The 9,390-nt window shown below is 70.4% G+C and carries 11 protein-coding genes; 8 read left to right on the forward strand and 3 right to left on the reverse strand.

What is annotated here, in order from left to right:
- The first annotated feature begins 58 nt into the window (after window positions 1-58).
- The 3 genes from dnaJ to ABZU52_RS30575 all read left to right on the forward strand — a co-directional run bounded on the left by dnaJ (window position 59) and on the right by ABZU52_RS30575 (window position 2,043).
- Window positions 59-1,240, forward strand: a complete 1,182-nt coding sequence (gene dnaJ / locus ABZU52_RS30565) for a molecular chaperone DnaJ (RefSeq protein ID WP_354974405.1) — start codon at window positions 59-61, stop codon at window positions 1,238-1,240.
- A 30-nt stretch (window positions 1,241-1,270) separates the two neighbouring features.
- Window positions 1,271-1,711, forward strand: coding sequence for a helix-turn-helix transcriptional regulator (locus ABZU52_RS30570; RefSeq protein WP_030332087.1), 441 nt, complete (start codon window positions 1,271-1,273; stop codon window positions 1,709-1,711).
- A 137-nt stretch (window positions 1,712-1,848) separates the two neighbouring features.
- Entirely contained in the window at window positions 1,849-2,043 is a 195-nt protein-coding gene (locus ABZU52_RS30575; RefSeq protein WP_354974406.1) for a hypothetical protein, read from the forward strand.
- Between the two features lie 352 nt (window positions 2,044-2,395).
- Here ABZU52_RS30575 and ABZU52_RS30580 read toward each other — a convergent pair whose 3' ends face one another.
- Window positions 2,396-2,827, reverse strand: a complete 432-nt coding sequence (locus tag ABZU52_RS30580; protein WP_238677596.1) for a hypothetical protein — start codon at window positions 2,825-2,827, stop codon at window positions 2,396-2,398.
- Between the two features lie 172 nt (window positions 2,828-2,999).
- Between ABZU52_RS30580 and ABZU52_RS30585 the strand changes: the two genes are divergently transcribed.
- Window positions 3,000-3,458: a GNAT family N-acetyltransferase gene (locus tag ABZU52_RS30585; RefSeq protein ID WP_354974407.1), complete on the forward strand. Its 459-nt coding sequence runs from the start codon at window positions 3,000-3,002 to the stop codon at window positions 3,456-3,458.
- Here ABZU52_RS30585 and ABZU52_RS30590 read toward each other — a convergent pair.
- Both ABZU52_RS30590 and ABZU52_RS30595 read right to left on the reverse strand, forming a co-directional pair.
- Window positions 3,447-4,661, reverse strand: coding sequence for a cation:proton antiporter (locus ABZU52_RS30590; protein ID WP_196928859.1), 1,215 nt, complete (start codon window positions 4,659-4,661; stop codon window positions 3,447-3,449). The two genes, ABZU52_RS30585 and ABZU52_RS30590, sit on opposite strands and share 12 nt — an antisense overlap.
- A gap of 5 nt (window positions 4,662-4,666) precedes the next feature.
- Entirely contained in the window at window positions 4,667-5,167 is a 501-nt protein-coding gene (locus ABZU52_RS30595) for a TrkA C-terminal domain-containing protein (protein ID WP_124815967.1), read from the reverse strand.
- Window positions 5,168-5,285: 118 nt separating this feature from the next.
- Between ABZU52_RS30595 and ABZU52_RS30600 the strand changes: the two genes are divergently transcribed.
- The 4 genes from ABZU52_RS30600 to ABZU52_RS30615 all read left to right on the forward strand — a co-directional run bounded on the left by ABZU52_RS30600 (window position 5,286) and on the right by ABZU52_RS30615 (window position 9,348).
- Window positions 5,286-5,930: a helix-turn-helix domain-containing protein gene (locus ABZU52_RS30600; protein WP_354974408.1), complete on the forward strand. Its 645-nt coding sequence runs from the start codon at window positions 5,286-5,288 to the stop codon at window positions 5,928-5,930.
- An 85-nt stretch (window positions 5,931-6,015) separates the two neighbouring features.
- Complete coding sequence (clpB, locus tag ABZU52_RS30605) at window positions 6,016-8,607, forward strand: ATP-dependent chaperone ClpB (protein ID WP_354974409.1); 2,592 nt, start codon at window positions 6,016-6,018, stop codon at window positions 8,605-8,607.
- Window positions 8,608-8,720: 113 nt separating this feature from the next.
- Entirely contained in the window at window positions 8,721-9,104 is a 384-nt protein-coding gene (locus ABZU52_RS30610; protein WP_354974410.1) for a hypothetical protein, read from the forward strand.
- Between the two features lie 121 nt (window positions 9,105-9,225).
- Window positions 9,226-9,348: a hypothetical protein gene (locus tag ABZU52_RS30615; RefSeq protein WP_354974411.1), complete on the forward strand. Its 123-nt coding sequence runs from the start codon at window positions 9,226-9,228 to the stop codon at window positions 9,346-9,348.
- The last annotated feature ends 42 nt before the right edge of the window (window positions 9,349-9,390 follow it).

Here is a 9,390-nt window from a genome sequence, read left to right on the forward strand (position 1 = left end):
CCACCGCGCAGCGGTGGGCGGGACGACCGGGCCACCAGGGTCGGAAGGAGGTGGACCGGTGAGTTCGAAGGACTGGATCGAGAAGGACTTCTACGCCGTGCTCGGCGTGGACAAGGCCGCCTCCGCGGATGACATCAAGAAGGCGTACCGCAAGGTGGCCCGGGAGTCGCACCCGGACCACAACCCGGGCGACCCGAAGGCCGAGGAGCGGTTCAAGGCCGCGTCCGAGGCGTACAACGTGCTGTCGGACACCGGCCGCCGTCGCGAGTACGACGAGATGCGTTCGCTGTTCGGCTCGGGCGCGTTCCGGCGCAACGCCCAGGGTGGGGGCCAGCCGGGCGGCATGCCGTTCGACGTCTCCGACATGTTCGGCGGCGGTGGAGGCGGCGATCGTCGCTTCGGAGGCGCCGGCTTCCAGGACCTGTTCAGCTCGATCTTCACCGGAGGTCAGGCCGGTGGGCAGGCCGCGCCACGCGGCCCGGCCCGTGGTCGGGACGTGGAGACCGAGGTGGCGCTGGACTTCGGCGACGCGGTGCGCGGGGTGACGCTGCCCCTGACGCTGCGCGCGCCGGGAGTCTGTGACACCTGCCATGGCAACGGTGCCAAGCCCGGCACCCAGCCGCGTACCTGCCCGGTCTGCCACGGTGCCGGCGTGACCACCCGCAACCAGGGGTCGTTCAGCTTCTCCGAGCCGTGCCGCAACTGCCAGGGCGTCGGCACCGTGGTCGAGGAGAAGTGCCCGGAGTGCCACGGCAGCGGTGGTGTCACCAAGACCCGCACCATGAACGTGCGTTTCCCGGCCGGCGTGGCCGACGGGCAACGCATCCGGCTGGCCGGGCGCGGTGAGCCGGGCGAGCGCGGTGGCCCGGCCGGCGACCTCTTCGTGCACGTCAAGGTTCGGCCGGATGAGCTGTTTGGGCGTACCGGAGACGACCTGACGCTGACCGTGCCGGTCACCTTCGCGGAGGCCGTGCTCGGCACGGACCTGAAGGTGCCCACGCTCGACGGCGCGGTGACCCTGCGGGTTCCGCCGGGGACGCCCAGCGGGCGGGTGCTGCGGGCCCGGGGCAAGGGGGTGGCCCGCCGCGACGGGCAGGCCGGTGACCTGCTGGTCACCCTGGACGTGGTGGTGCCGGCCCGGTTGTCGGACGAGGCGCGTACGGCGCTGGAGTCGTTCGCCGAGCAGACCCCGCCGGCGGCCAGAGAACATCTCGACGCACGGGTGCGTCGAGTCAGTTAGTCCGGTGGAATGGACGCGGAGGTGAGCGGGATGTCGGGCGAGTTCCTCGGTTCGGGCGACCCTGCCTACGAGGCCAAGGTGCTGATGATCTCGGTTGCGGCGCGGATGGCGGGAATGCACCCACAGACCCTGCGCCAGTACGACCGGCTGGGGCTGGTGCAGCCGGGTCGGGCGGCTGGTGGCGGGCGCCGCTACAGCGTCCGCGACGTGGTGCTGCTGCGCGAGGTGCAGCGGCTCAGCCAGGACGACGGGATCAACCTGGCCGGCGTCAAGCGGATCATCGGGCTGGAGCGGCTGCTGGAGCAGGCGCAGCAGCGGGTGGCCCGGCTGGAGGCGGAGTTGGACGCGGCGTACCGCCGGGTGGCGGAGCTGGAGTCGCTGGCCCGCTTCCCGGGCCGGGATCTGGTGCCGACCAACCGCACGTCCACCGCCCTGGTGGTGTGGCGCCCCCGTCGCACGCCCGATCGCTGACCTGCCGCTCACCCGGATCGGTCTTCCCGGCCCGGACCACGCTGGATTCCCCGGCGCGGTCCGGGCTGCTTCGGTTAGCCTGTCGATAAGGGTCCAATCTTCTCAATCCGGACCTACCGGCATGGCGAGGGGGAGCGATGGCGCAGCCGGCGAAGAAGGTGGCCCAGCAGACGGAAGACCGGTTGGAGAATCTGGCCGAGACTGTCCGCAAGAAGTTCGACAAGGTGACTGAGGGGACCTACCGGGACCGGATCGTCGGAGGCCGGTTCGCCGAAGACGGCGACCACGCCGGCGAACAAGGTCGAGCCGAGACGGAACGCAAGCAGGACTGACCGGTGACCGACGTGCGGGCCGGGACTCACGGGGGGTCCCGGCCCGTTCGCCGTCATCGAGTGCGGGCCGGGGCGCTGGGACGCCGTGCCGGGGGTCCCGGCCCGTTCGCGGTTACTGGGTGCGGGTCGGGGCGCGGTGACGGCGCCTTCGGCTCGGAGTGGGTGGCCGGCCGACGCGCAGATCCTTTCGAGTTGAATCGTTTACGACATCACGCCACAATTCTGCCTTGGCCGGCCCGGGCGGACCGATCCTGGGCGGGGCCGGGCGTGAATCGTTTACGACATCAGCTCCAAAGGGCCGCATACAGCAACGACACTCGGTCGCCGCTGGGCGCGGGTGCCACCTGGCGTCTCAGCCGAGGCGGCGGTTCTCCCGGACCAGGCCGCCCTCGCACCAGTCCCGGTAGATGAAGAGATCCGGTCGGGCCAACAGCACCCGGCCGTTGTGCGCCCAGATCTTCATCAGCTCGTCGCCGTCACGCTCGGCCTGCTCGACGAGCTTGCGGAAGCGGCGCTTGGGGTGGGCACGGAAGTTCGTCCGGATGCCGTCCGCCGCGTAGATGTAGAGGCAGTGCAGCGCGAAACGCCGGGCCGGGCAGGTTGGATCCATCGCCAACTCGAAGAGCGTCAACACCAGTCGGTCGCCGGAGACCAGCAGGTCCCAGTCGGGTGGCATCGAAGCCAACGGCACCGAATCGGGCTTGTACGCCCAAGCTCGCAACTCCGCCGGAGTCGGATCGACGGGGTTGGCGAAGCCGTGGAACGTCGATTCCTGCACGCTCACCGGCCAACCTTCCGCTCTCGCCCGCGTTTGGCAACGCTGCCTACGGACCCTGGCTGCTGGGGCGAAACGGTAACCCGCAACGGGTTGCTGCGGTAGTCCCCGTGGGGAGCAATTCAGCAACCGTTGCCGTGGGCGGGTCCATTGCATCGACAGCGCGGCCGATGATGCTCCTATGACAGTCCAGGTTCGACGGTTCCAGCGAGGCGCCGAGGCCGAGTTCGTCATGGGGCTGGAATGGCTTTTCGCCCCTCCCGGTAGCCGTCCCGTGGATTGGGATCACGACCGCGCCGTCGAGCGCACCGCGCAGGTACTCGCCCACGGAAACGTCGCGCTCTTCGAAGCTCGATCGCAGGAAAATCAGTTGGTCGGCGTGGCCAGCGTCTACCTGGACATCCTCTCGGTGCGCTTCGGCCGTCGGGCTTCCATCGAAGATCTCGCCGTGCACCCCGGGTGGCGCTCCCGCGGCGTCGGCTCCCGCCTCCTGGCGGCGGCCAGGGCGTGGGCGCACGAGCAGGGAGCCGACTACGTCTTCCTGGAGTCCGGCCTCGGGCGAACCGAGGCGCACCGCTTCTACCTCCGCGAGGGCGCGACCCACGCGGCCGCCGCGTTCAGGTGGAACTCAGTGCAGTGAGTCGACGACCGGGGTTGGCTCCCGCCGCTGCGCCGCCGCGCGCGTGCGCAGCCACCGCTTGAACCACGGGAAGTCCGGCAGCCGGGCCAGTATCGGCCCGGTCACCACGGTGATCAGGACGTACGTCGCGGCCAGCGCCGCCAACCGCGGCTCGACGCTCCCGGCGGCCACCGCGAGCCCGGCGATGACGATGGAGAACTCACCTCGGGGTACGAGTGCCAGGCCGGCCCGCCATCGACCGGGTTCCGCGATGCCGACCCGACGGGCGGCGAGGTAGCCGGTGAGCGTCTTCGTCGCCATGGTGACCACGGCCAACGCGAGCGCCGGCAGCAGCACCGGCGGAATGTCCTGCGGGTCGGTGGTCAGGCCGAAGAAGACGAAGAACACCGCGGCGAACAGGTCCCGCAACGGCGACAGCAGCTCGGTGGCGTGGTGCGCCACCGGGCCGGACAGGGCGATGCCGACCAGGAACGCGCCGACCGCCGCCGACACCTGGAGCGACGCGGCGAGGCCCGCGATCAGCAACGTCAGACCGAGTACGCCGAGAAGCAGTGCCTCCGGGTCCTTCGCCGACAGAGCGGACGAGATCAGGTGGCCGTACCGGATGGCGACCACCAGCACGATCAGCACCGTGCCCACCGCGACGGTGAGCGCGATTCCGCCGCCGAGCAGGCCGGTGCCGGCCAGGACGGCGGTGACGAGCGGCAGGTAGAGGGCCATCGCCAGGTCCTCGATCACGAGGACCGAGAGGATCACCGGGGTTTCCCGGTTACCGAGCCGGCCCAGGTCGGCGAGGACCTTGGCGATCACCCCGGAGGAGGAGACCCAGGTGATGCCGCCGAGGACCAGGGCGGCGACCCAGTCCCAGCCGAGCAGCAGGGCGAACCCCGCGCCGGGTAGCGCGTTGAGGACGCCGTCGATCAGCCCTGCCGGTGCCGCCGAGCGCAGGTTGCCGACGAGTTCGTTCGCCGAGTACTCCAGGCCGAGCATCACCAGCAGAAGGATGACGCCGATCTCGGCGCCGACTGCGAAGAACTCCTCGCTGGCGTCCAGCGGCAGCAGCCCGCCGTGCCCGAACGCGAGCCCGGCGAGCAGGTAGAGGGGAATGGGAGAGAGGCCGAACCGCCGGCTGAGCCGGCTGAGGAGCCCGAGCAGCAGCAGCAGCGCACCGACTTCGATGAGCAGCGTGGTGAAATCGTGCATCCGCCTCAGCCGTCCGGGTCACTGTCGGCGAGGATGGCGGACACGCCGTCGAGACCTCTACGGGTCCCGACGACGACCACCACGTCGCCGGCCGCGAAGCGGAAGGAGGGGAGTGGCGAAACGATCACTTCGCCTTCGCGCAGCACTGCCACGATGGAGGCGCTGGTGCGGGTACGCGCCTTGGTGTCGCCGAGCTTCCGGTTGACGTACGGCGATCCGGCCGTGATGGCGATCTGCTCGGTGAGTAGACCGGCGGCCTGCTCGCGGAGCCCGGAGAGCTGGCCGAGCATCAGCGACGCGCCGAGGATGTCGGCCAGAGCCTCGGCCTCGTCGTCGGTCAGCGGAATGTCCGCCTGGCAGGCGTCGGGGTCGTCGGGATCGTAGAGGACGAGATCACGGCGGCCATTGCGGTGGGAGACGACGCCCAGGCGGCGTCCGGACTCCGTCACCAGATCGTGACGTACCCCGATCCCGGGTAAGGCGGTCTGCTCGACACGTACTCGCACCCGCCAAGGCTACCGCTTCATGAACAGTGCGCAGATCTTGGACAGACAGCGCCCCTCGGACCGGGCCCGGCGCCCGCTAGCAGAGCGGAACGATCCGTTCCATTGGTAGACTGAGTGCATGTCACCGACTTCCGGCAAGGCGTTGGGCGGTCGCCGCGCCCAGGCCGCCCGCAACGACGAGGTCATCCTCGAAGCCGCCCGCGCCGTCTTCCTCGACGACCCGAAGGCCCCGATCGCCGCCGTCGCCGACCGCGCCGGCGTCGGTATCAGCGCGCTCTATCGGCGGTACGCGGGCAAGGAGGACCTGCTCCGCCAGCTCTGCCACGACGGGCTGCGCCGGTACGTCGAGGAGGCCGAGACCGCCCTCGCCGAGCCCGACGGCTGGGCTGCGTTCACCGGTTTCCTGGGCCGGGTGGTCGACGCCGACGTGCACTCGCTCACCGTCCACCTGGCCGGCACCTTCACCCCGACCGAGGAGATGGGTCGGGACGCGATGCGCGCCAATGAGTTGGCCACCGCTCTGGTCGACCGGGCCCACGCCAGCGGGCGGTTGCGCCCCGACGCGGTCGTACACGATCTGGGGTTGCTGCTGGAGGCGTGCGCCGCAGTCCGCGTACCCGATCCGGAGCGGACCCGCCAACTGCGCCGCCGGCAACTCGCGGTCCTGCTGGCCGGTCTGTCGTCGGTGCCGGACGCGGACCCGCTGCCCGGCCCGCCCCCGGCGGCCGGCGAGTTCGACTGGCGGTGGCGGCGCCGGCAGTGATGGCCGTCACGCGTTAAGGTTGAGCGGAATACGCTCAACTCTGGTTGTGTCCAACCCAATGGACAACGCCGATCCGGGGGAGCCCATGAACACCGAAAAACTCACCACCAAGAGCCGCGAGACGATCACGGGCGCCGTCGCGCTGGCCAACCAGCGTGGTCACGCCACCGTGGAGCCCTGGCACCTGCTCCTGTCACTCCTGGACACCGACGGTTCGACCGCCACCGGTCTGCTGCGCGCCGTCGGGGCCGACCCGACCGAGCTGCGCCAGGCCGCCCAGCGCGCGGTCGACAACCTGCCGGCCGCCCGCGGCTCCAGCATCGCCGAGCCCACGTTGGCGCGGGAGTTCGTCAACGCCATCGGCGCCGCCGAGCAGATCGCCCGGCCGCTGGGCGACGAGTACACCTCCACCGAGCACCTGCTCGCCGGCCTGGCCCGGGTGGGCGGGGCGGTGTCCGGCGCGCTGAAGACCGTCGGCGCCACCGAGGAGGCCCTGGTCGCCGCCTTCCCGACCGTTCGCGGTGGGGACCGTCGGGTCACCACCGCCGACCCGGAGCAGACCTATCAGGCCCTGACCAAGTACGGCGTCGACCTCACCGCCAGCGCCCGGGACGGCAAGATCGACCCGGTCATCGGGCGGGATTCCGAGATCCGTCGGGTCATCCAGGTGCTCTCCCGGCGTACCAAGAACAACCCGGTGCTGATCGGCGAGCCCGGCGTCGGCAAGACCGCGATCGTGGAGGGCCTGGCCCAGCGCATCGTCACCGGCGACGTGCCCGAGTCGCTCCGCGACAAGAAGCTGATCTCGCTGGACCTCGGCGCGATGGTCGCCGGCGCGCAGTACCGCGGCCAGTTCGAGGAGCGGTTGAAGTCCGTCCTGGAGGAGATCAAGAACTCCAACGGGCAGGTCATCACCTTCCTCGACGAGCTGCACACCGTCGTCGGCGCCGGCAAGGGCGAAGGCTCGATGGACGCCGGCAACATGCTCAAGCCGATGCTGGCGCGTGGTGAGCTGCGGATGGTCGGCGCCACCACGCTTGACGAGTACCGCGAGCACATCGAGAAGGACCCGGCGCTGGAGCGCCGGTTCCAGCCGGTGCTGGTCGGCGAGCCGACCATCGAGGACACCATCGGCATCCTGCGTGGGCTCAAGGAGCGCTACGAGGTGCACCACGGCGTACGGATCACCGACGCCGCGCTGGTCGCCGCCGCCACCCTCTCCGACCGGTACATCACCGACCGGTTCCTGCCGGACAAGGCGATCGACCTGGTCGACGAGTCCGCGTCCCGACTCCGGATGGAGATCGACTCCCGGCCGGTCGAGGTGGACGAGATCGAGCGGGCGGTCCGCCGGTTGGAGATCGAGGAGATGGCTCTGGCCAAGGAGCCGGACGCCGCCTCCGCCGAGCGGTTGGAGCGGCTGCGCAAGGAGCTGGCCGACAAGCGCGAGCAGCTCACCGTGCTCTCCGAGCGCTGGCAGACGGAGAAGAGCCACATCACCAAGCTCTCCACCGCCAAGGAGGAGTTGGAGCGCCTCGGCGGTGAGGCCGAACGGGCCGAGCGGGACGGCGAGTTGGAACGCGCCGCCGAGCTGCGCTACGGCCGGATTCCCGCGCTGAAGGTCGAGCTGAAGCAGGCCGAGGAGGAGCTGGCCCAGCTCCAGGCCGATGGCGCGATGCTCAAGGAGGAGGTCGGCGCGGACGACATCGCCGCGGTGGTCGCCTCCTGGACCGGCATCCCCGCCGGCCGCCTGCTGGAGGGTGAGACGGCCAAGCTGCTGCGGATGGAGGAGTCGCTTGGCGGCCGGGTGGTCGGCCAGGCCGAAGCGGTCGGCGCGGTCTCCGACGCGGTACGCCGGGCCCGAGCCGGTATCGCCGACCCTGACCGCCCGACCGGCAGCTTCCTGTTCCTCGGCCCCACCGGCGTCGGCAAGACGGAGCTGGCCAAGGCCCTGGCCGAGTTCCTCTTCGACGACGAGCGGGCCATGGTCCGCATCGACATGAGCGAGTACGGCGAGAAGCACTCGGTCGCCCGCCTGGTGGGTGCGCCGCCCGGCTACGTCGGCTACAACGAGGGCGGTCAGCTCACCGAGGCGGTGCGTCGACGGCCGTACTCGGTGGTGCTGCTGGACGAGGTGGAGAAGGCCCACCCGGACGTCTTCGACGTGCTGCTCCAGGTGCTCGACGACGGCCGGCTCACCGACGGTCAGGGCCGCACGGTGGACTTCCGCAACGCCATCCTGATCCTCACCTCCAACCTAGGGTCGTCGGTGATCAGCGACCTGACGCTCGCCGACGAGCAGCGCCGGGAGGGTGTCCTGGCGGTGGTCCGGTCGCACTTCAAGCCGGAGTTCCTCAACCGGCTGGACGACATCGTGGTCTTCGCCTCGCTGCGTGGGGACGACCTGCGCTCCATCGTCGACATCCAGCTGGACCGGATGCGGCGGCGGTTGGCCGACCGCAGGCTGGGCCTGGAGATCACCGACGCCGCCCGGGACTGGCTGGCCGAGCACGGCTACGACCCGATCTACGGCGCCCGCCCGCTGCGCCGCCTGGTTCAGACCGCAATCGGAGACCAGTTGGCGAAGGCGCTCCTGTCCGGCCAGATCCGCGACGGCGAAACGGTCAAGGTAGACCGCGAAACAGAAACCGGAACCCTGTCGGTAACCCCCGCCTAACCGCACCCCCTAACGCGGTGATCAAGAGGTTTGCGTCAGATTCGCGTCTTCTCATGACGCAAACCTCTTGATCAACAGGGTGGGGCGGGGGTGGATGGGGAAAGGGTTGGGGCATGTTTGGGATTGGTAGGAAGACATGGGAGCGGGAACTTGGTGCGGCCGTCGATGAGTTGGTGGCGGCTGACACGCTCGCCTTCGGGGGAGTTGGCATCGCCGGCACGCTGCTGCCGGTGACGGAGGCGTACGAGCGGGTCTCGGCCGCTCTCGACGACCACCCCGAGGAGGTGCGCCGCCAGCTCGACCGGGTGCTGGCCGACGGCACACCCGCCGGCCGGGCGTACGCGGCCACTCTGCTGGAGCGCGTCGACCCGGCCGCCGCCCGCGCGACCTGGACGTCGCTGCGGGACGATCCGAGCGAGTTCACCACCTTCGTCGGCTGCGTGATGGACCGCGAAACGCTGGGCACGTACGCCAGCCGGCGGCTCGCCGCAGCCTGAGTAACCCACCCAGGACGACGCCGCCGGTGCCATCGGTAGTTGAGCTGTCGGTCACGGTACGGGTCCCGATGGTGTCGAAGGTTGTTACCGTTCGCGCCGACGAACCTGGGGAGGGAGTCGGTTGGACGCGCTGGTGACGTACCTGGTGGCGGTGCTTGCCGTACTCGTGGTGGTCGTGTTGCTGCTCGTCGTGCGGGCCCGCCGGCGGGCGACGGCCGGACGGTGCTCGCGAACAACTCGTTGACCCGGTGACGCGCGTCGCGCCGGCCCATCCACGCCCCGCCGG

Source organism: Micromonospora sp. NPDC005220, assembly GCF_040607895.1.
Classification (GTDB): domain Bacteria; phylum Actinomycetota; class Actinomycetes; order Mycobacteriales; family Micromonosporaceae; genus Micromonospora.

Bases quoted from the DNA above. Each gene is read 5' to 3' on its own strand.
- ABZU52_RS30570 (WP_030332087.1), top strand. From the start codon at position 1,271: ATGTCGGGCGAGTTCCTCGGTTCGGGCGACCCTGCCTACGAGGCCAAG.
- ABZU52_RS30575 (WP_354974406.1), top strand. From the start codon at position 1,849: ATGGCGCAGCCGGCGAAGAAGGTGGCCCAGCAGACGGAAGACCGGTTG.
- ABZU52_RS30585 (WP_354974407.1), top strand. From the start codon at position 3,000: ATGACAGTCCAGGTTCGACGGTTCCAGCGAGGCGCCGAGGCCGAGTTC.
- ABZU52_RS30590 (WP_196928859.1), bottom strand. From the start codon at position 4,661: ATGCACGATTTCACCACGCTGCTCATCGAAGTCGGTGCGCTGCTGCTG.
- ABZU52_RS30600 (WP_354974408.1), top strand. From the start codon at position 5,286: ATGTCACCGACTTCCGGCAAGGCGTTGGGCGGTCGCCGCGCCCAGGCC.
- clpB (WP_354974409.1), top strand. From the start codon at position 6,016: ATGAACACCGAAAAACTCACCACCAAGAGCCGCGAGACGATCACGGGC.
- ABZU52_RS30610 (WP_354974410.1), top strand. From the start codon at position 8,721: ATGTTTGGGATTGGTAGGAAGACATGGGAGCGGGAACTTGGTGCGGCC.